Source organism: Streptomyces sp. HUAS MG56, assembly GCF_058673395.1.
The window spans coordinates 4,771,641-4,792,624 of sequence record NZ_CM178722.1 but is presented as its reverse complement, the minus strand read 5'-3'; the positions used below and the strand labels follow the sequence as shown (position 1 = coordinate 4,792,624).

The window sequence follows — 20,984 nt, the reverse complement described above, 5'->3', positions numbered from 1 at the left end:
GGCGGATGCGATCGGGCTGTCCATGAAACTTCTTCCTCCAGGTCCCGGCGCGAGGGCCGGGGGTGGGCCGGCGGGCTGGTCAGGCCGCGCGGTCGAGCAGATGACGGACCAGCGCGATCAGCGCGTGGCCGGAGGACTGGCGGTCGCGGGCGTCGCAGTAGACGACCGGGGTGTCCGGGAGCAGGTCGAGCGCCTCGCGGACCTCCTCCTCGGCGTAGACCCGGTCGGCCTCGAAGGTGTTGACCGCGATGGCGTATTCCAGCCCGTAGCTCTCGATGAGGTCGATGACGGGGAACGTCTCTTCCAGCCGGCCGGGGTCGACCAGCAGCAGGGCGCCGAGCGCGCCGCGGGCCATGTCCTCCCACAGCTGCATGAACCGCTGCTGGCCCGGGGTGCCGAACAGGTACAGCACGAGTTCGTCGCTCAGCGTCAGCCGGCCGAAGTCCAGGGCCACGGTGGTCGTGGTCTTGCCCGTCACGCCGTGCAGGTCGTCCACGTGGAGCGACGCCTGTGTCATCTTCTCCTCGGTGCGCAGCGGGGTGATCTCCGACAGCGAGCCGATCAAGGTCGTCTTGCCCACGGCGAAGTGCCCGACCACCAGGATCTTCGCCGCGCTGGTCACCTCGCTGGAGACGTAGATGGAGCCGCCTGGGCTCCCGTCCGCCGTCTCAGCCGATGAGGGATTGGAGTCCATTCAGAACCTTTTCGAGGGTCGCTCTGTCTACGTTCTGGTGTCGGGGCGGGGCGGCGCGCAGCAGCAGGTGCCCCTGTGCCGATAAGTCGGTCAGCAGCAGCCGGACGACGCCGACGGGCAGTTCGAGGTGGCCGGCCACCTCGGCGACGGACAGGTATCCCCCCGAGACCAGCTCCCAGATCGCCCTGACCTCGGGGCCGGCCCCCAGCGGAAGGGTCCGCTCGGGAGCCAGGGTGACGAGGCTGTGCAGGGCGAGGTCCTCGGAGGTGGGCAGGCTCCGGCCGCCGGTGATGACATAGGAGCGGACGAAGTCGCTGGTGACTGCTTCCTCGCCGGGCGTCCTCATGAGCGGGCACCGCTCTCCGAGCGGGGCGCCACGCTCATCGCCTTGCTGAGGGCGTTCACCGTCTTCTGCATCCGGAACGACACCGCCTCCATGTCGACGTCCAGCGCGGCCGAGACCGCCAGGTAGGAGCCCTGGCCGGCGGCGCTGAGGAAGATCCAGCCGCCGTCGTACTCCAGCAGCGTCTGCTTCCAGATCCCGTGACCCGCCCCGACGAACCCCGCGACGGCGCGGCTGAGCGACTGCATCGAGCTCATCGCGGCCGCGTTGGTCTCCGCGTCGTCCCGGCTGATGTCGTCGGAGCGCTGCAGCAGCAGGCCGTCGCCCGAGACGAGGATGGCGTGGCGGGCCCCGCGCACCTCAAGCACGTCGTTCAGCACCCACGACAGGTCGGTGTTCACTGGTTCTGAGGTCCTTCCGTGGTGTTGTCCCGCCCGAGCTGCGTTCCGCGGGCGAACGCTCCGATCCGCGACGCCGTCACCTCGCTGGCGGGTACGGACGTGCCTTCCTGTGCGAGGGGCGCGGCGTCGGGCACGGCCGCCACCGGGACGGGGCCCTTGCGCCGCCGGCGCTTGGGCAGACCGCCCTGCGTGGTCCCCACCACGTGCGAGGGGCCCACGACCGGGACCGGGGCCAGCCGCTGCGGGGCGGGGGCCTCCTCGACGCCGGGCTCCTGGACGGGCTCGGGCTGCGGGACGTCGGCGGTCAGGAGATCCTCCGGGACACGAATCACTGCGCGCACACCGCCGTAGGGCGAGACCGAGCCGACGGACACGGCGAAGCCGTAGCGGGCGGCGAGCATGCCGCAGACGGCGAAGCCGAACCGGGGCGGGTCGCCGAGCGCGGTGATGTCCACCGGGCGCTCGGGGGAGAGCAGGGCGGCGGCGCGGTCCTTGGTCTCCTGGTCCATGCCGAGACCCGCGTCGTCGACGATGAAGCACACGCCGGTGGGCACGGCCTGGATGTTGACCTCGACCGGCGTACCGGGGGCGCTGTAGTTGGTCGCGTTGTCCAGCAGCTCGGCGAGGACGACGGCCACCGGCTCCACGGCCTTGTTCGCGATGGAGATGCTGACCTGGGAATGGACGCCGACGCGGCTGAAGTCCTTGATACGGCCCTGGGCGCTGCGGGCGACGTCGTAGACGCTGGCGGCGCTGTCGCGGCGGCCCAGCCAGCCGCCGCACAGCACCGAGATGCCCTTGGCGCGGCGGCCGAACTGACTGCCGGTGTGGTCGACGGACATCAGGTCGGCGAGCACGCCGGTGTCGTCGCCGTACTTCTTCAACAGTCCGTCAAGGAGGAGCTGTTGCTCCTCCGCGAGGGACTGCAGGGTGCCCATCGCGGACTTGAGCACGGCCTTGGTCGCCGCCTCGGCGTCCGCGCGGACGTCGGCCAGGTCGTGGTCGTGCTGCGCGCTCAACGTCGTGATGTGCGCGTGCAGTTGGCCGGCCTCGCCGCGGGCGGCGGTGAGGCCGGCTTCGAGGTCGTTCTTCTTTCTTCGGAGAGCCTGGTTGGTTCTCCTGGCCCGCAGTACTGCGATCACCGCAGCGGCGAGCACAACAATCAAGATCCACAGGAGTGGATCTTGGGTCAATGACGTCATGAGACTCTCTTCAAGTCGCGTCGCGCGGGGGAACAGGCCTCAGTCCTGCAGGCGGACCAACATCCACTCCTTAGCGACGGGGCCTTGCAGACTTCCCCCGCGCGCGTCATCACGACGCGCCGTCAGCCTACCGAAAAGTGGCATGATCGTATCAGTCACAAGGCGTCAACAAGCGTGCACCTGTTGGTGTTTAACTGGTCATCACCGAACGTCCACATGTCTCGGTGGTGAAAAAACTTGACTCTCCGTCAATTCCCCCTGCGTACGGCCCCCGCGAGGATCCAGCCCTCCACCGCCTCGTACTGGCGCCGCTGCTGCTCCGCCTTGTCGCGCCCGGAGGCCAGCGTGCCGAGCCAGCCGAACAGGAAGCCGGCCGGGATGGAGACGATGCCGGTCGTGGTGAACGGGAAATAGGTGAAGGAGGCGTGCGGGAACGCCGCGAGGGGCGAGCCGGAGACCAGCTTGGTGCCCGGCATGAGCAGCAGCACGCTGAGCGTGCCCCCGATCAGCGTGGCCAGCAGTCCGCCACGGGTGTAGCGCCGCCAGAAGAGGCCGTAGACCAGGGCGGGCGCGAGGGCCGAGGCGCCCAGGCAGAAGGAGAGCGTCACCAGGGGCTGCAGGCTGTGGTGCTGCACCAGGGTGGCGAGCAGGATCGTCGGCACACCGATCGCGAGCGCGGACACGCGCGCGAGGGCCATCTCGCGCCGGGGCGGCATCTCCCGCACGTGCGCGGCGAAGACGTCGTGGGCGAGGGAGTTGGCACAGGCGAGGATCATCCCGGCCACCGAGGCGAGCAGGGTCAGGAAGATCGCGGTGGTGACCAGGGTGAACAGGAAGGTCTCCGGCACCGACACGTCCGCCCCGAACGCCGCACGGGAGCCCAGCAGATACGCCGTGTTGCCCTGCGGATCGGCCCCGGCGATCACGCCGCGTCCGAGCAGCGCGGTGGCGCCGACGCCGACCACCGTGATGACCAGCACGAACAGGGCGACGATCGACACCGCCCAGGACATCGAGCGGCGCACCTGGCGGGCGCTGGAGGCGGTGTACATGCGCATGGTGATGTGGGGCAGGCAGGCGCCGCCGAGCACGACGGTCAGCTCGGAGGCGATCATGTCCAGCCGGGAGCGGCCCGAGGTGCCGAACTCCAGCCCGGAGTGCAGGAAGGCGGGCCCGGCACCGCTGCGCCGGGCGGCGGCGGAGAACAGGGTGCCCGGGTCCCAGTCGAAGCGGCGCAGGATCAGTACGGCGACCACGGCGCCCGAACCGACCAGCGTCACGATCTTCAGGATCTGGATCAGTGCGGTGCCCTTCATGCCGCCGATCGCCGCGTACGCGATCATCAGGGCGCCCAGCGCCACGACGCACGCGGTCTTCAGCGACGCGTCCGAGAAGCCCAGGATGAACGCCATCAGCTGCCCCGCTCCGGCGAGCTGCACCAGCATGAGCGGCAGCAGCGCGGCGATGGTCACCGCGCAGGCCGTGACGCGCACGCAGCGGCCGGGCAGCCGGCGCGCGAGCGCGTCGCCCATGGTGAACCGGCCCGCGTTGCGCAGCGGTTCGGCCAGCAGGAACATCAGCAGCATCAGCGACAGCGCCGTGCTGAGGGCGAGCACGAGCCCGTCGTAGCCGCACAGGGCGATCACGCCGCCGGTGCCGAGGACGGTGGCCGCGGAGATGTAGTCGCCGGCGATGGCGAGGCCGTTGCGCAGCGGGGACAGGGAGCCGTAGCCGGTGTAGAACTCGTCGAGGTCGTCGTGGTCGGGGCCGGTCATCACGCACAGCAGCAGGGTCACCGTGGCGACGGCCGAGAAGGCGACCAGGGACATGGTCTGGGTCCGGCCGCTGAAAGCGGTGAGGCCCCACACGGCGGGGGAGACGGCGGCCGCGCTCATCGGACCGCTCCGCGCCGGGCGTCCAGCGCGGCCTCCGCGCGGATGCGGTCCGCGAGCGGATCGACGTGCACGCGCGCGGTGTACTCGTACAGGGCGATCGCGAGCCAGGTGACGGGCAGTTGGAGCAGGGCGAGCAGCAGGCCGGCCGGGATGCCGTCGGCGACCGGGCGGGTCATGACGCCGGGCGCGCCCGCGGACAGCACCAGGAACAGCGTGAAGTAGCCGAGCGCGGTGAGCGTGGCGGTGCGCCGCTGCCACCGGTAGGCGCCGCGCAGGACGCGCAGGTCGCGGTGGTGACCGACCGGCGCGCGGGGCGGGTGGCGGGGCACGGGCGCCGGTTCGGGGGGCGGGGGCTGCCAGGGGTAGGTGAGCGGGGACGGGGGCTGCGGGCCGTACGGCGCGCGGGGCGGCGCGTACGACGCGTGCGGGGGGTGCGACGGGTCGTGGGACATCCCGGGGCTCCTTGCGTGGCTCGGGTCCGTGGCGGCGGACCGCAGGGAGGTGGGGGGTGGGCGGAGCCCCGCACGCTACTCGCGGGTACCCGGGCCGCGCGGCGTTTTCGCCGAACTGGCCGGTCGGTATGCGCTTACTTCGCAAAAACGTTTCCGACCTGGGGTGTCACCCGCGTCGACCAAGCCGTGCCGGGCCGGGCGCCGGCGCTCACTCGGTGCGGACCGGGAACCGCCGCGGTGCGAGGAACAGCAGGACCAGGAAGGCCAGGGCCGCCGCGCAGGCCGCGCCGAGGTACACCGCGTGCACCGCGTCCGCGATCGCCCGCCGGGTCGCGCCCGGGGCCGTACCGGCGTTCAACGCGCGCGTGACGGAGTCCAGATCGCCCGCGCCGCCCAGCCGCGCGGCCAGCACCCCGTTGGCGACGGCACCGAACAGCGAGGCGCCGAGGGTCTGTCCGGTCTGCCGGCAGAACAGCACGGACGCGGTCGTGGTGCCCCGCTCCGACCAGCCCACCGTCGACTGGACCCCGACGATCAGCGGCAGCTGGAACAGCCCCAGCGCGCCGCCCAGCAGCAGCATCAGCAGCGTCGGCTGCCACCACGACCCCGGGTAGGGCAGGAACGGGAACGCGAACAGGATCAGCGTCGCCAGGCCGATGCCGAGCAGGGCGGTGTCGCGGAAGCCGATGCGCCGGTAGACGTGCTGGCTGAGCGCCGCCGACACCGGCCAGCTCAGCGTCCACACCGACAGCACGAACCCGGCGGCCACGGGCGCGAGTCCGAGCACCGACTGCGCGTACGTCGGCAGGAACACGCTCGGCGCCACCATCAGCAGCCCCAGCGCGCCGAGCGCCAGGTTGACCGCCGCGATCGTCCGGCGCCGCCACACCCACCCCGGGATGATCGGCTGCGCCGCCCGCCGCTCCACCCACACCACGACCCCGGTCAGCGCGAGGCCCGCCGCGAACAGCGCGAGCGAGGGCGCCGACAGCCACGGCCAGGCGACCCCGCCCTGCACCAGCGCCGTCAGCAGCACCCCGCCGGCCGCGAACACCGCGAGCGCCCCGGCCCAGTCCACGCGCGCGCGTGCCCGCTGTCCCGTGCCCTCTTCGGCGCTCTGCGGCAACTCCCGCGCGGGCTCGTGCAGATGGCGGACGACCAGCCACAGCGCGGCCGCGCCGATCGGCAGATTGACCAGGAAGATCCAGCGCCAGTCGGCGTACGCGGCGAGCAGTCCGCCGAGCCCCGGCCCGGCGACCGCCGACACCGCCCACACCGTGGACAGCTTCGACTGGATCTTCGGGCGTTCCGCGAGCGGATACAGATCGGCGGCCAGGGTCTGCACGGTGCCCTGCAACGCCCCGCCGCCCAGGCCCTGCACGACCCGGAACGCGATCAGCGCCGCCATGTTCCACGCGGCCGCGCACAGCAGCGAGCCCAGCAGGAACACGGCCGAGCCCACCACCAGCACCGGCTTGCGGCCGAAGGTGTCGGACAGCTTGCCGTAGACGGGCAGCGAGACGGTCACGGCGAGCAGGTAGCCGGAGAACAGCCAGGAGAAGACGGAGAACCCGCCGAGGTCGCCGACGATCTGCGGTACGGCCGTGGAGACGATGGTGGAGTCGAGCGCCGCCAGCGCCATCGACAGCATCAGCGCGGCGACGACCGCCCCCCGCCGCCGGGTGCCGTGCCGCTCGCCGGTGCCGCCGCGTATCGCGGGCCGTGTACTCCCCACCGCTGATCCCTCCCCATGCGTCCCGGGCTGCCGGAATCCCCGGATCCCCGGGGAACCTACCCCGTGCCCCTTGCAGCCATCTGCGTTCCGCGAGGCCGCCGCGAGGCCGCCGCGAGCCCGTGGACTTGACCCTGACGCGACGGGAGGGTGGAGGCTCGGGGCGTCGAAGGGTGGAGACGACCCCGAGACGGTCTCCGCCTCAGGACGGAGGACCCCTAGGGGTGTCTCCGTACCAGGGCTCGGGGAGGGTTCGTCCGGGCGGAGGAGGAGACGGGCCGGGAGCGTTCCTTAACCTGGCTTTACGCCGCTGGGGGGCGGCCGGCCGAACCGGCGGGGGTGGGGTTTACCCCAGGGAAAGACGGGGCTTCGCACCAGCGCGCCGCGCCCCCGCCGGCCGCGAGACTCATCGACGCACCCAGGACGACGCACCGCACCGCGGCGCACCCTGCACCGACCTGTCAACCGACATAGGAGACATACCGTGACATCGGCTGTGACCATTCCCAGGCACGGGGGTACTGGAGGGACTACGGCCGTTGCCGCGCGGGCGCGGCAGGTCGTGAAGGCGTACGGGTCCGGCGAGACCCGTGTCGTCGCCCTCGACCACGTCGACGTGGACATCGCCCGCGGCCAGTTCACCGCGATCATGGGCCCCTCCGGGTCCGGCAAGTCCACCCTGATGCACTGCCTCGCCGGCCTCGACACCGTCTCGTCCGGGCAGATCTACCTGGACGAGACCGAGATCACCGGCCTGAAGGACAAGAAGCTCACCCAGCTGCGGCGCGACCGGATCGGCTTCATCTTCCAGGCGTTCAACCTGCTGCCGACCCTGAACGCGCTGGAGAACATCACGCTGCCCATGGACATAGCCGGCCGCAAGCCGGACCGGGCCTGGCTGGACCGCGTGGTGGAGACCGTCGGGCTCGCCGGGCGGCTCAGGCACCGGCCGACCCAGCTCTCCGGCGGACAGCAGCAGCGCGTCGCCGTGGCCCGCGCGCTCGCCGCCCGCCCGGAGATCATCTTCGGGGACGAGCCGACCGGAAACCTCGACTCGCGCGCGGGTGCCGAGGTGCTCGGCTTCCTGCGCCGTTCCGTGGACGAACTCGGCCAGACCATCGTGATGGTCACCCACGACCCCGTGGCCGCCTCCTACGCGGACCGCGTGCTGTACCTCGCCGACGGCCGGATCGTCGACGAGATGTACCAGCCGACGGCCGATCAGGTCCTGGACCGCATGAAGGACTTCGACGCCCGGGGACGTACGTCATGACCGTCCTGAAGACCTCGATGCGCAACTTCTTCGCGCACAAGGGCCGGATGGCGCTCTCGGCGGTCGCGGTCCTGCTGTCGGTGGCGTTCGTGTGCGGCACCCTCGTCTTCACCGACACGATGAACACCACCTTCGACAAACTGTTCCAGGCCACGGCCTCGGACGTGACGGTCAGCGCGAAGAGTTCCTCCGACACCGGCCAGACGACCTCCCGCACCGGCAGGCCCCCGGTCCTGCCGGCCGCCGTGCTCGGCACGGTCCGCGGTGCCCAGGGCGTGCGGTCGGCCGAGGGCACCGTGTTCTCCACGTCGGTCACCGTGATCGACGCGAACAAGGACAAGCTGTCGCCGAGCAGCGGCGCCCCGACCATCGTGGGCAGCTGGAACGGCAACGACGCCCGCACCATGCAGATCACCAAGGGCGCGGCGCCCAAGGGCCCGGACCAGGTCATGGTCGACGAGGACACCGCCGACAAGCACCACCTGAGGATCGGCTCCGACATCGGCATGATCTCGGTCGTCGGCACGCACCACGCGCGCGTGTCCGGCATCGCCGCCTTCAAGGTCACCAACCCGGGCGCGGCCATCTTCTACCTGGACACCAAGACCGCCCAGCAGACCCTGGTCGGCCGGACCGGCGTCTACACGAACGTCAACGTCACCGCCGCCCAGGGTGTGACGAACGACCAGCTGAAGAAGAACGTCACGGCCGCCCTCGGCCACGGCTACAAGGTGCAGACCGCCAAGGAGGTCGCCGACGCCAACCAGAAGAGCGTCAAGAGCTTCCTGAACGTCATGAAGTACGCGATGCTCGGCTTCGCCGGGATCGCCCTCCTCGTCGGCATCTTCCTCATCATCAACACCTTCTCGATGCTCGTCGCCCAGCGCACCCGCGAGATCGGCCTGATGCGCGCCATCGGCTCCTCCCGCAAGCAGGTCAACCGGTCCGTGCTGGTCGAGGCCCTGCTGCTCGGGGTGATCGGCTCCGTGCTCGGCGTCGGCGCGGGCGTCGGCATCGCGGTCGGCCTGATGAAGCTCATGGGCCAGATGGGCATGCACCTGTCCACCGACGACCTGACCATCGCCTGGACGACTCCCACGGTCGGCCTGCTCCTCGGCGTCGTGGTCACCGTCCTCGCCGCCTACCTGCCCGCCCGGCGGGCCGGCAAGATCTCCCCGATGGCCGCCCTGCGCGACGCCGGCACCCCGGCCGACGCCAAGGCCGGCCTGCTGCGCGCCGTGATCGGCCTGCTCCTCACCGGCGCCGGCGGCTACAGCCTGTACGTCGCCGCCACCGCCGACAAGGCGAAGGCCGGCTCCGGCTGGCTGGGCCTCGGCGTGGTGGCCACCCTGATCGGCTTCGTCGTCATCGGCCCGCTGCTCGCCGCCGGCCTGGTCCGGATCCTCGGCGCGATCATCCTGCGCGTCTTCGGCCCGGTGGGCCGCATGGCCGAGCGCAACGCGCTGCGCAACCCGCGCCGCACCGGCGCCACCGGCGCGGCCCTGATGATCGGCCTGGCCCTGGTCGCCTGCCTGTCGGTGGTCGGCTCCTCCATGGTCGCCTCCGCCACCGACCAGCTCGACAAGACCGTCGGCACGGACTTCATCGTCCAGCCGGACAACCAGCAGCTCATCACCCCCCAGGCGGTCAAGCTCCTCAGGGCCACCCCGCAGCTCGCGCGGGTCACCGAGTACCGGCCGGCCCAGGCCGACCTCACCACCCCGGACGGCCGGACGCTCAAGGACACGGAGATCACGGCGGCCGACCCGACGTACGCGACCGACCTGCGCAAGAAGACCGTCGCCGGGGATCTCAAGGACGCCTACCTGCCCGACTCGATGTCCGTCCACGACAAGTTCGCCAGGGCGCACGGCATCCACCTCGGCTCGAAGATCACCGTTGCGTTCAAGGACGGATCCGCCGCCCGCCTGACGGTCCGCGCGATCACCAGCAGCGACGACGTGATCGACCAGAGCGCCCTGTACACATCGATCGCCACGCTCGCGCAGCACGTCCCCGCCGACCGGATGCCGCTCGACCAGATGGTCTTCGCCACCGCCAGGGACGGACAGCAGGCGGCCGCCTACAAGGCGATGAAGTCGGCCCTGCACGACGACTTCCCGCAGCTGACCGTGCGCGACCAGACCGACTACAAGAAGGCGCTGAAGGACCAGATCGGCCAGCTGCTCAACATGATCTACGGCCTCCTCGCCCTCGCGATCATCGTCGCCGTCCTGGGCGTGGTGAACACCCTGGCCCTGTCGGTGGTCGAGCGGACCCGGGAGATCGGCCTCATGCGGGCCATCGGACTCTCCCGCCGCCAGCTGCGCCGCATGATCCGCCTGGAGTCCGTGGTGATCGCCCTCTTCGGCGCCCTGCTCGGCCTCGGCCTGGGCATGGGCTGGGGCGCGACCGCCCAGAAGCTCCTGGCGCTCCAGGGCCTGAAGATCCTGGAGATCCCCTGGCCGACGATCATCACGGTCTTCGTCGCCTCGGCCTTCGTGGGCCTGCTCGCCGCCCTGATCCCGGCCTTCCGCGCGGGCCGCATGAACGTCCTGAACGCCATCGCGACGGACTAGCGGCCACAGGGCCGACCAGCTGCCGCAGCTGGTCCAACGACCACCGCATACGGGGGTTGCGGGGGAAAGACCCGGTGCCGGGGAGTTCTGCGGGACTCCCCGGCACCGGGTTGTCCACAGGCCCGACGGCGACGTCGGCAGCGTCGTACGCTGGGGGACGTTGCCCACTCCTCGGACGGAAAGCCCACATGAGCCTGCACGGTCTGCTCGACGCCCTCGTCAAGGACCCCGCCCTCGCGGAAGCGATCACGGCGGCCGCGGACGGCAACCGCATGCACGTCGACCTCGTCGGCCCCCCGGCGGCCCGCCCCTTCGCGGTCGCCGCCCTCGCCCGCGAGGCGGGCCGCCCGGTGCTGGCCGTCACGGCGACGGGCCGCGAGGCCGAGGACCTGGCCGCCGCCCTGCGCTCCCTGCTGCCCGAAGAGGGCGTCGTGGAGTACCCCTCCTGGGAGACCCTCCCGCACGAGCGGCTCAGCCCGCGCAGCGACACCGTCGGCCGCCGCCTCGCCGTCCTGCGGCGCCTGGCCCACCCCAGCCCCGACGACCCCGAGACCGGCCCGGTCTCCGTCGTCGTCGCGCCCGTGCGCTCCGTGCTCCAGCCGCAGGTCAAGGGCCTCGGCGAGCTGGAGCCCGTGTCCCTGCGGACCGGGCAGAGCGCCGACCTGAACGACACCGTGGCAGCCCTCGCTGCCGCCGCCTACGCGCGCGTGGAACTGGTCGAGAAGCGCGGCGAGTTCGCCGTGCGCGGCGGCATCCTGGACGTCTTCCCGCCCACCGAGGAACACCCCCTGCGCGTGGAGTTCTGGGGCGACGACATCGAGGAGATCCGCTACTTCAAGGTCGCCGACCAGCGCTCCCTCGAAGTCGCCGAGCACGGACTGTGGGCCCCGCCGTGCCGCGAACTGCTCCTCACCGACGACGTCCGCGCACGCGCGCGTGCGCTCGCCGAGGAACACCCGGAGCTGGGCGAGCTCCTGAACAAGATCGCCGAGGGCATCGCGGTCGAGGGCATGGAGTCGCTCGCGCCGGTCCTCGTGGACGACATGGAGCTGCTGCTCGACGTCCTCCCCAAGGGCTCGATGGCCGTCGTCTGCGACCCGGAGCGGGTCCGCACGCGCGCCGCCGACCTCGTGGCCACCTCCCAGGAGTTCCTCCAGGCCTCCTGGGCGGCCACCGCCGGCGGCGGCGAGGCCCCGATCGACGTCGGCGCGGCCTCCCTGTGGTCCATCGCCGACGTCCGCGACCGCGCGCGCGAGCTGGACATGATGTGGTGGTCCGTCTCACCGTTCGCCGCCGACGAAGAGCTTGACGCGGACACCCTCAAGCTCGGCATGCACGCGCCCGAGACCTACCGCGGCGACACCGCGCGGGCCCTCGCCGACACCAAGGGCTGGCTCGCCGACGGCTGGCGCGCGGTGTTCGTCACCGAGGGCCACGGCCCCGCCGCCCGCACCGTCGAGGTCCTCGGCGGCGAGGGCATCGCCGCCCGCCTGGACACCGACCTCACCGAACCGACCCCGTCGATCGTGCACGTCTCCTGCGGCTCGATCGAGTACGGCTTCGTGGACCCGGGCCTGCGGCTCGCCGTGCTCACCGAGACCGACCTGTCCGGCCAGCGCACCGCCGGCCGCGAGGGCGCGCGGATGCCGGCCCGCCGCCGCAAGACCATCGACCCGCTCACCCTGGAGGCGGGCGACTACATCGTCCACGAACAGCACGGCGTCGGCCGCTACATCGAGATGGTGCAGCGCACCGTGCAGGGTGCCACGCGCGAGTACCTCGTCGTGGAGTACGCGCCCGCCAAACGAGGCCAGCCCGGCGACCGGCTGTACATCCCGACCGACCAGCTGGAGCAGATCACCAAGTACGTCGGCGGCGAGGCGCCCACCCTGCACCGCCTCGGCGGCGCGGACTGGACCAAGACCAAGGCCCGCGCCAAGAAGGCCGTCAAGGAGATCGCCGCCGACCTGATCAAGCTCTACAGCGCGCGCATGGCCGCCCCCGGCCACTCCTTCGGCGCCGACACACCCTGGCAGCGCGAGCTGGAGGACGCCTTCCCCTACGCCGAGACCCCGGACCAGCTCACCACCATCGCCGAGGTCAAGGAGGACATGGAGAAGACGGTCCCCATGGACCGCCTGATCTGCGGCGACGTGGGCTACGGAAAGACCGAGATCGCGGTGCGGGCCGCCTTCAAGGCCGTACAGGACGGCAAACAGGTCGCCGTCCTCGTGCCGACGACCCTGCTGGTGCAGCAGCACTTCGGCACGTTCTCCGAGCGGTACGGCCAGTTCCCGGTCAACGTGAAGGCCCTGTCCCGCTTCCAGACCGACACCGAGGCCAAGGCCGTCCTGGAGGGCCTCAAGGACGGCGCGGTCGACGTCGTCATCGGCACCCACCGCCTGTTCTCCTCCGAGACCCGGTTCAAGGACCTCGGCCTGGTCATCGTCGACGAGGAGCAGCGCTTCGGCGTCGAGCACAAGGAGCAGCTGAAGAAGCTGCGCGCCAACGTCGACGTGCTGACCATGTCGGCCACGCCCATCCCGCGCACCCTGGAGATGGCGGTCACCGGCATCCGCGAGATGTCGACGATCACCACCCCGCCCGAGGAGCGCCACCCGGTGCTCACCTTCGTCGGGCCGTACGAGGAGAAGCAGATCGGCGCCGCCATCCGCCGCGAACTGCTGCGCGAGGGCCAGGTCTTCTACATCCACAACCGGGTCGAGTCCATCGACCGGGCCGCGGCCCGCCTGCGCGAGATCGTCCCCGAGGCCCGTATCGCCACCGCGCACGGCCAGATGTCCGAGCAGGCGCTGGAGCAGGTCGTCGTCGACTTCTGGGAGAAGAAGTTCGACGTGCTCGTCTCGACCACGATCGTCGAGTCCGGCATCGACATCTCCAACGCCAACACCCTCATCGTGGAGCGCGGCGACACCTTCGGCCTGTCCCAGCTGCACCAGCTGCGCGGCCGCGTCGGCCGAGGCCGCGAGCGCGGGTACGCGTACTTCCTGTACCCGCCGGAGAAGCCGCTGACCGAGACCGCGCACGAGCGCCTGGCCACCATCGCCCAGCACACCGAGATGGGCGCGGGCATGTACGTGGCGATGAAGGACCTGGAGATCCGCGGCGCCGGCAATCTGCTCGGCGGCGAGCAGTCCGGCCACATCGCGGGCGTCGGCTTCGACCTGTACGTCCGCATGGTCGGCGAGGCGGTCGCGGACTACCGGCGCCAGCTGGAGACAGGGGAGATCGAGGAGGAGGCCCCGCTCGAAGTCAAGATCGAGCTGCCCGTCGACGCGCACGTCCCGCACGACTACGCGCCCGGCGAGCGCCTGCGCCTCCAGGCCTACCGCGCCATCGCCTCCGCCAACAGCGAGGAGGACATCAAGGCCGTCCGCGAGGAACTCACCGACCGCTACGGCAAGCTGCCCGAGCCGGTGGAGAACCTGCTGCTCGTGGCCGGACTGCGGATGCTCGCGCGCGCGTGCGGCGTCGGCGAGATCGTGCTCCAGGGCACCAACATCCGCTTCGCGCCCGTGGAGTTGCGCGAGTCCCAGGAACTGCGCCTCAAGCGGCTGTACCCGGGCACGGTCATCAAGCCGGCCGTGCACCAGGTGCTCGTCCCCCGCCCGAAGCCCGCGAAGGTCGGCGGCAAGCCGCTGGTCGGCCGCGAACTGCTGGGCTGGGTCGGCGAGTTCCTCGCCTCGGTCCTCGGGTCGTAGCGGGCGGACCCCGGGGGCTGCGTCAAGGCCGAGCGTGCGGGGGTGCGGAGTGACCGGGCGCACAGGAGCCGCGGCCGTACTCCCCCCGACAGGCCCCCGTATGCCCCAACTCGTTCGCGAATTGCGTGGATACGCCCATTTTGGCCCCATCTCCCCTTGGTCATAGGGCGGTTACCGTAAGGGAAGGAACGATTCCGCCTGTGTCCGCGGGCGGGCCGGGGAGAGCGAGCGAGGGGGACGTACCGTGACGCGTCTGAGGGGCGGGGCGGTCGCGGCCGCCGCCGTGGTGGTGGTGACCGCCGTGGCCGGCTGCAACACGGACAAGACCAAGGGGGCCTCCGGGCCCGAGCGGTCCGGCGGCGGGGGCGCGGTCATGGCCGCCGTCGACTCGCTGACCGTCAAGGGGCGTGCCCCGAAGACCGGTTACTCCCGCGCCCGGTTCGGCACCGCCTGGGCCGACACCGACTCCAACTCCTGCGACACCCGCGACGACATCCTCAAGCGGGACCTGAAGAGCGTGAAGACCACCGGCGGCAGCTGCAGGGTCACGTACGGCCTGCTCGAACCCGACCCCTACTCCGGCAAGGAGATCACCTACCGGCGCGGCGCCAGCCAGGTCGACATCGACCATGTCGTCCCGCTCTCCGACGCCTGGCAGAAGGGCGCCGAGTACTGGGACGCCGGCAAGCGCATCGCGCTGGCCAACGACCCCCTCAACCTCATCGCGGTCGACGCGGGCACCAACCGCGGCAAGGGCGACGGCGACGCGGCCACCTGGCTGCCGCCGAACGGGGCGTACCGCTGCACCTATGTGGCCACCCAGGTCGCCGTGAAGAAGAAGTACGGCCTGTGGGTCACCGACGCCGAGAAGGCCGCCATGAAGAAGGTCCTCGCCGGCTGCCCGAGCCAGAAACTCCCCTCCGGCGGCAACCCGACGAAGGCACCGGAGCGCTTCACGGCGAAGTGAGCCGGGAAATCCGGTACCGGGCCGGGCGGGGCGCCGCCTACCGTGAAGGTCATGGACGTCAAGGTGAGCAGTGTCGCCGAGCGGCCCGACCGGCTGCGCGCGGTGTTCGAGATGGCCGACACCTGGCCCGAGTTCGTCACCAACGACCCCGTGGGCACCGCGCACTACGGCCGTATCGCCGCCGAACTGCCGCAGCACGCGCTGTTCGCCGAGGACGAGCACGGCGAGATCCTCGCCCACGCCTTCAGCGTGCCCTTCGCCCTCGACGCCGAGGGCCGGGGCGCGCTGCCCGCGCGGGGCTGGGACCAGGTCCTGCTGTGGGCCTTCGCCGACCTGCGCCGCGGCACCCGCCCGGACACCGTGAGCGCCATCGCCGTCACCATCGCCCCGCGCGCCCAGGGCCACGGCCTGTCCGCCGTCATGCTCTCGGCGATGCGGGACAACGCCCGCGCCCACGGCTTCCGCGAGGTCGTCGCTCCCGTCCGCCCCAGCGCCAAGCACCTCGAACCGCACACCCCGATGACCGAGTACGCCTGCCGGGTACGCCCCGACGGGCTGCCGGAGGACCCGTGGCTGCGCGTCCACGCGCGCGTGGGCGGCACCATCGACTCCGTCGCCCCGGCCTCCATGACGGTCGGCGCCGCACTGGAGGAGTGGCGCCGCTGGACCGGGCTGCCGTTCGACACCACCGGGGACGTCGAGGTACCCGGGGCGCTCGTCCCGGTCCGCTGCGAGGCGGAGCGCGGGTACGGCGTCTACGTCGAGCCCAACGTGTGGATGCGGCACGCGCTGTGAGGGCGCGGGTGAGCCGCGGCCCGGAGGCCGCGGCTCACGCCCATGCCGTACGCGGGCGGGGGCCCGGCTCCTGGATCAGGCGGTCCTGATGTCCTTCAGGGAGCCGAGGACCTGGGCCGTCACCTTTCGCGCGGACGCGGCGCCGTTGTCGCTGCCCGCCGTGGACAGCACGGTGACCACGGCGGTGCCGGACCGGACCGCGAGGAGCGTGGTGCCGTTCTGCCAGGCGCCGCTCGTCAGGGTCATCGTGTAGGCCTCGTCACCGAGTCCGGGCGTGGACCGGCCGGTGACCTTCACCGTGGCGTGGGCCTCGGTGTCCGTGAACGTGGCGCACTCGGCGGCGACGGACCGCAGGTCCTTCATCAGCGCGGCTGCCGCGTCGCCCTGGAACTCGTCGATCTCCTGGGCCACTTCCTGGGTCTTGTCCTTGGTCGCGTAGTCGTTCTGAGCGAACGACACGCCCCCTTCGAGACCGGTGGTCTGGATCCAGGACGTGCCCCCCAGCCGGGTGCAGTCCGGCTTTCCGGTGCTCTTGCCGGACGGCGAGACGAACTGGACGCCGCTGTCCGCGGCGCCGTCGGCCTCAAGGGTGAGCCCGGCCGGGAAGGCCGACGCGGGCGCCAGCGCCTGCTTCAGCTGCGTACCGGTGGCCGGCCCGGCGTTCACGTCCTTCTCCTTGGCCGGCCCGGCGCTCGCGGAGGCGCCGGTGGACGCGTCGGAGGAACCGGAGGAACCGGAGGAACAGGCGGTGAGGGCCAGCGGGAGTGCCGCGACGGCGAGGAGCGTGGCGACGCGGGACGAGTGGCGCATGACAGTCCTTCAGGGGATGGGTGGAACAGGGTGAACGGACAATGGAGCGTGTGAGCGGCCGGCGGTGTTACGGGAGGGGCCTGGTCAGGAGGCCTTCTTCCAGTCGCCGCAGCCGGTCGTCTTGAAGTAGGCGTCGCCGGCGCCGATGGTCACGACGGCGGTGCCGGTCACGTTGTCGTTGGCGGTGATCGAGTCCACGCCGTGCTCGGCGTCCTTGGCGCGCTCCCAGTAGCAGGAGCCGTCCTTGTTCCCGGTCGACCGGTAGGTGCCCGGCGCGATGTCCGTGCCGACCTTGAACATGCCCCCGTCGCCGGCCATCGAGGTGGCGGGGGTGCCCTTCGCCCCGGGGCCGACGGCCTCCCAGTCCTTGCAGCCGCTGGACTTGAAGATCTTGTCGGTGGCCTTGACGGTCACGTAACTCGTGCCGCTGACGCTGTCGTTGGCGATCAGGGAGCCGGTCCCGCCCGAGGCGTCCTTGGCGCGCTCCCAGTAGCACATGCCGTCGGTGTTGCCGCGCGTGCGGTACGTGCCCGGCTTCACGTCGGAACCGACCCGGAAGTCACCGTCCCCGGCGAGCGCGGCCTTCTCGGCGCCGGCCTCACCGTCCCCCGTGCTCTTTCCTGAGCCCTTCGTGCCACCGGGTTGGTGCCCGGCGGAGGCGGACGCGTCCTCGCCGTGTCCGCCGAAGCCGTCGCCGCCCTTGCCGTCGCTGCCCGCGTTCGCGGACACGGCGCCGATGACGGCGATCCCCACGACGGCGCCCAGCGCGAGCCTGGCCTTCATGCCCATGGCGAATTCCCCTCCCCAGCGAGGCGGCCTCCCCCTCCGGCGGCCGCTCCGTTCGCTGGGTCAATGAGAGCAGAGGCTGTGAACCGAGTCAACATGCTTCAGGTGACTGGTTGTGTACACGGCCGTGAATGCGTCGGTCCTGTCTACGCCGGTATGCTCGGCGCACACACGGTACGAGGGGAGCGGGGCCGGTGCAGGACAACGCGACAGAGGTGACCGCGGCCGGTATCGCCCGGCTCGCCGGAGTGGGCCGCGCCGCCGTCAGCAACTGGCGCCGCCGGCACGCCGACTTCCCCAAGCCGGTCGGCGGCACCGAGACCAGTCCCTCCTTCGCACTCACCGCGGTCGAGGCCTGGCTGCGCAAGCAGGGCAAACTCGCCGAGGTGCCGCTGCGGGAGCGCGTCTGGCAGCAACTGGCCGGCCACCCGGAGGGCCCGCTGACCGCCCTGGTGCACACCGGTTGCGCCCTGCTGCTGATCCACGAGCGCCCGACCGTCTGGCTCGACGCGAGCGCGGGCTCCGACGCACGTCTGGCCGCCGTGCTGACCGGTGCGCTGGAGCAGGTGCTGACCCCGCGCTTCGGCGGAGCGCCGGGGCGGGGGATGCACGGCGGTGGGCGCGGGGACGCCGGGGAGGCTGTGAACGCATCAGGCGAGGCGCGGGCTGTGAACACCTCCCGCGAGACGCCGGGTGTGAACGCGGTCGGCGAGGTGCCGGGTGTGAACCCTTCTGGAGGTGGGCCGGGTGTGAACGCTGCCGGTGGCGCGCTCGGTGTGAACGCTGCTGGAGGGATGCAGCGTGTCAACGCCTCCCACGACGCACAGGATGTGAACGCCCCGCCGACTGTTCACGGCACGCCCGCCGCTCACGCCGCAGCTCACACCGCCCCTGTTCACACGAGCCCCACCCGTCACGCCGCCCTCACCCCTCACGCCGCCCCCGCCGTCCGTACTCCCACCGGCCCCCAGCTCCTCCCCTCCGTCCCGCTCCTGAGGGGCGCCGCCGAGCTGGCCGCGGAGATGGGGGCGCGGCAGGCCTTCGAGTTCCTGCTGGGGCGGCATCTGGACGTCAATCCCCGCCAGTACACCCTCACCCCGGCCGAACTCGCCGGTCTCATGGCCGACCTGGCCGGCCCCGCCCGCACCGTCCTGGACCCGGCCTGCGGCACCGGCGCCCTGCTGTGCGCCGTGGACACCCGCCCCGACCAGGAGCTGTACGCCCAGGACAGCGCACCCGGCCTGGCCGCGCTCACCGCGCTGCGGCTCGCGCTGCGCTCCCGGGCGACCGTGCGCGGCGCCGTCGGTGACACCCTGCGCGCGGACGCCCACCCGGAGCTGCGCGCCGACGCGGTGCTGTGCCATCCGCCGTTCAACGAGCGCAACTGGGGCCATGACGAACTCGCCTACGACCCGCGCTGGGAGTACGGCTTCCCGGCCCGCACGGAGTCCGAACTGGCCTGGGTGCAACACGCGTTGGCCCGGCTGGCCGACGGCGGCGCGGCCGTGCTGCTGATGCCGCCGGCCGCGGCCTCCCGCCGCTCCGGGCGCCGGATCCGCGCCGACCTGCTGCGCCGGGGGGCGCTGCGGGCCGTGGTCGCGCTGCCGGTCGGGGCGGCACCGCCGTACAACATCCCGCTGCACGTGTGGGTGCTGCGCCGGCCCGACCGGACGCCGGCCGCGCCCGAGGTGCTGCTCGTGGACACCGGGAGGTTCGCGGGGGAGGGGCGCGGCGGTCCGGACTGGGCGGCGGTGCGCGAGGCCGTCCTGGACGCCTGGCGGAGCTTCGAGCGCACCGGCCGGCCGGCGGAGCGGCCGGGGCTCGCGCGGTCCGTGCCGGTCATCGAACTCCTCGACGACGACGTCGACCTCGCACCCGCACGCCATCTGCCGCCGGCCGCCGTGGCCGACGGGGCGGAGCAGCTCACGGCGGTGCGCGAGCGCCTCGGCGCGACCCTGCGCCTGACCGCCGATCGCACGCCTCCTCCTGCCGTGCCCGCGCCCGGCGTGCGCTGGCCGCTCACCACCGTCGGTGAACTCGCGCGCGGGGGCGCGCTGGTGATGCGCACCGGTGGAAACGGCGGCCACGCGCGCGTGCCGGTACTCACCGACCACGACGTCCTCGCCGGAACCGCACCCTCCGGGACGTTGCCGGAGAGCGAGGAGGAGGCCGTGCTGACCGAGCCGGGCGACGTCGTCGTACCGGTGCTCGGCGGGGGCGCGGTGGCGCGCGTGATCGACGACGCGACGGGAGGCGCCGCCCTGGGGCGCAACCTCGTGCTGCTGCGCCCCGATCGCACGGCGCTCGACCCTTGGTTCCTCGCCGGATTCCTGCGCGGCACCGCGAACAACCGGCAGGCCAGCAGCTACGCCTCCACCGCGACCCGGCTGGACGTGCGCCGGCTCCAGCTGCCCCGGCTCCCGCTGGACGAACAACGGCGCTACGGCGCGCGTTTCCGCGCGCTCGACGAGTTCGAGCGGGCGCTGCGGCTCGCGGGCCGGCTCGGGGAGCAACTCGTGCGCGGGACGTACGACGGGCTGACGGACGGGACGGTGGCGCCGGAGTGACCGTGGCACCGGCCTGAGGGCGCGTGGCGCGGCAACGGTTCGGTACACCCGGAACCGGCTGTCCGTGTCGGCCTATACGCTCGGACTCAGCACACACGTCCGCACGCATCAGGCCTCCAGGAGCAGCCATGCACGGCCACGGCTACGCGCCGCCTCCGCCGCAGCCACCCTCGACCGGGGTGCTGGTCGTGTTGCGCGTGATCTTCGTGGCGGTGGCGCTCCTCAGCCTCGGATTCCTGGCGTGGGTGGCGCCGCTGCGCGCGGCGATCGTGTCGCGCAGGCCCGCCGAGTGGTGGTTCTTCGGCGGTTCCGTGGTGGTCCTCGGCATCTGCTTCGGCCTCTTCAGCACCGACCACACCGACGACTTCAGCTCGCCGAACGGCAACCTGGGCATGAGCATGCTGCTGCTGAACGCCGTCGCCTGCGCGGGCTACTACCTCTACGCGGACATACGCCACTTCCATCGGCTCCGTCGGGCCTACGCCGGGCAGGTGCCGTCGGCGCCGGGCTACGGATACCCGCGGCCCGGGGCACCGTTCATCGCGACGACCACCCCGACCGCCCCGATCACCGCGAGCACGCCGCAACTCCCGTACGCCCCGGCCCCGATACCGCACACCGCCGCGCCCCGGCCGCACATCCCCGCACCGCCCCAGCGCCCGGCGCCCAGCCACATCGAGCAGGTCCGCGCCGAACTGGACGAGCTGAGCGACTACCTGCGCAAGCACGACGGCCGGCCCGACGGGCACGAGGGCGGAAGGTGAGC

The 20,984-nt window shown here is 72.1% G+C and carries 16 protein-coding genes; 7 read left to right on the top strand and 9 right to left on the bottom strand.

The window, feature by feature from the left end; genetic code table 11:
• Nucleotides 1–79: 79 nt before the first annotated feature.
• The 7 genes from AC4OXY_RS22640 to AC4OXY_RS22610 form a co-directional block, all read right to left on the bottom strand.
• A complete protein-coding gene (locus tag AC4OXY_RS22640) occupies nt 80–694 on the bottom strand; it encodes a GTP-binding protein (RefSeq protein WP_356027166.1) in 615 nt (204 codons plus the stop codon).
• Nucleotides 669–1,040: a DUF742 domain-containing protein gene (locus AC4OXY_RS22635; protein WP_356027169.1), complete on the bottom strand. Its 372-nt coding sequence runs from the start codon at nt 1,038–1,040 to the stop codon at nt 669–671. Before AC4OXY_RS22635 ends, AC4OXY_RS22640 begins: the two co-directional genes overlap by 26 nt.
• A complete protein-coding gene (locus tag AC4OXY_RS22630; RefSeq protein ID WP_356027171.1) occupies nt 1,037–1,438 on the bottom strand; it encodes a roadblock/LC7 domain-containing protein in 402 nt (133 codons plus the stop codon). The genes AC4OXY_RS22635 and AC4OXY_RS22630 overlap by 4 nt, the downstream gene beginning before the upstream one ends.
• A complete protein-coding gene (locus AC4OXY_RS22625; RefSeq protein ID WP_356027173.1) occupies nt 1,435–2,640 on the bottom strand; it encodes an ATP-binding protein in 1,206 nt (401 codons plus the stop codon). The genes AC4OXY_RS22630 and AC4OXY_RS22625 overlap by 4 nt, the downstream gene beginning before the upstream one ends.
• Before the next feature lie 248 nt (nt 2,641–2,888).
• Nucleotides 2,889–4,535 carry a sodium/solute symporter gene (locus AC4OXY_RS22620; RefSeq protein WP_491994514.1) on the bottom strand — a complete coding sequence of 549 codons (1,647 nt, stop codon included), beginning with the start codon at nt 4,533–4,535 and terminating at the stop codon, nt 2,889–2,891.
• Entirely contained in the window at nt 4,532–4,987 is a 456-nt protein-coding gene (locus AC4OXY_RS22615) for a DUF485 domain-containing protein (protein WP_491994513.1), read from the bottom strand. Before AC4OXY_RS22615 ends, AC4OXY_RS22620 begins: the two co-directional genes overlap by 4 nt.
• Nucleotides 4,988–5,195: 208 nt before the next feature.
• A complete protein-coding gene (locus tag AC4OXY_RS22610; protein WP_356027179.1) occupies nt 5,196–6,722 on the bottom strand; it encodes an MFS transporter in 1,527 nt (508 codons plus the stop codon).
• A 481-nt stretch (nt 6,723–7,203) separates the two neighbouring features.
• On the opposite strand from AC4OXY_RS22610, the gene AC4OXY_RS22605 reads away from it, so the two are divergent.
• The 5 genes from AC4OXY_RS22605 (at nt 7,204) to AC4OXY_RS22585 (ending at nt 16,055) form a co-directional block, all read left to right on the top strand.
• Nucleotides 7,204–7,992, top strand: coding sequence for an ABC transporter ATP-binding protein (locus tag AC4OXY_RS22605; RefSeq protein WP_071374676.1), 789 nt, complete (start codon nt 7,204–7,206; stop codon nt 7,990–7,992).
• Nucleotides 7,989–10,571 carry an ABC transporter permease gene (locus AC4OXY_RS22600; protein ID WP_356027181.1) on the top strand — a complete coding sequence of 861 codons (2,583 nt, stop codon included), beginning with the start codon at nt 7,989–7,991 and terminating at the stop codon, nt 10,569–10,571. The genes AC4OXY_RS22605 and AC4OXY_RS22600 overlap by 4 nt, the downstream gene beginning before the upstream one ends.
• 188 nt (nt 10,572–10,759) lie before the next feature.
• Nucleotides 10,760–14,293: a transcription-repair coupling factor gene (mfd, locus tag AC4OXY_RS22595; protein ID WP_402062867.1), complete on the top strand. Its 3,534-nt coding sequence runs from the start codon at nt 10,760–10,762 to the stop codon at nt 14,291–14,293.
• Between the two features lie 244 nt (nt 14,294–14,537).
• Complete coding sequence (locus AC4OXY_RS22590; protein ID WP_356027185.1) at nt 14,538–15,260, top strand: HNH endonuclease family protein; 723 nt, start codon at nt 14,538–14,540, stop codon at nt 15,258–15,260.
• Nucleotides 15,261–15,311: 51 nt separating this feature from the next.
• The gene (locus tag AC4OXY_RS22585; protein ID WP_356027187.1) at nt 15,312–16,055 is read left to right on the top strand and encodes an N-acetyltransferase; all 744 of its coding nucleotides are present in this window, start codon (nt 15,312–15,314) and stop codon (nt 16,053–16,055) included.
• A gap of 75 nt (nt 16,056–16,130) precedes the next feature.
• On the opposite strand, the gene AC4OXY_RS22580 is transcribed toward AC4OXY_RS22585, so the two are convergent.
• Both AC4OXY_RS22580 and AC4OXY_RS22575 read right to left on the bottom strand, forming a co-directional pair.
• On the bottom strand, nt 16,131–16,865 hold the full coding sequence (locus tag AC4OXY_RS22580; RefSeq protein WP_356027189.1) for a hypothetical protein: 735 nt from the start codon (nt 16,863–16,865) through the stop codon (nt 16,131–16,133).
• A gap of 84 nt (nt 16,866–16,949) precedes the next feature.
• A complete protein-coding gene (locus AC4OXY_RS22575; RefSeq protein ID WP_491994512.1) occupies nt 16,950–17,654 on the bottom strand; it encodes an Rv1352/Rv1906c domain-containing protein in 705 nt (234 codons plus the stop codon).
• 191 nt (nt 17,655–17,845) lie between these two features.
• Here AC4OXY_RS22575 and AC4OXY_RS22570 point away from each other — a divergent pair, with 191 nt between their 5' ends.
• Together AC4OXY_RS22570 and AC4OXY_RS22565 are read left to right on the top strand one after the other, a co-directional pair.
• Complete coding sequence (locus tag AC4OXY_RS22570) at nt 17,846–20,218, top strand: N-6 DNA methylase (RefSeq protein ID WP_491994511.1); 2,373 nt, start codon at nt 17,846–17,848, stop codon at nt 20,216–20,218.
• 128 nt (nt 20,219–20,346) lie between these two features.
• On the top strand, nt 20,347–20,982 hold the full coding sequence (locus AC4OXY_RS22565; RefSeq protein WP_362821475.1) for a hypothetical protein: 636 nt from the start codon (nt 20,347–20,349) through the stop codon (nt 20,980–20,982).
• Nucleotides 20,983–20,984 lie beyond the last annotated feature (2 nt).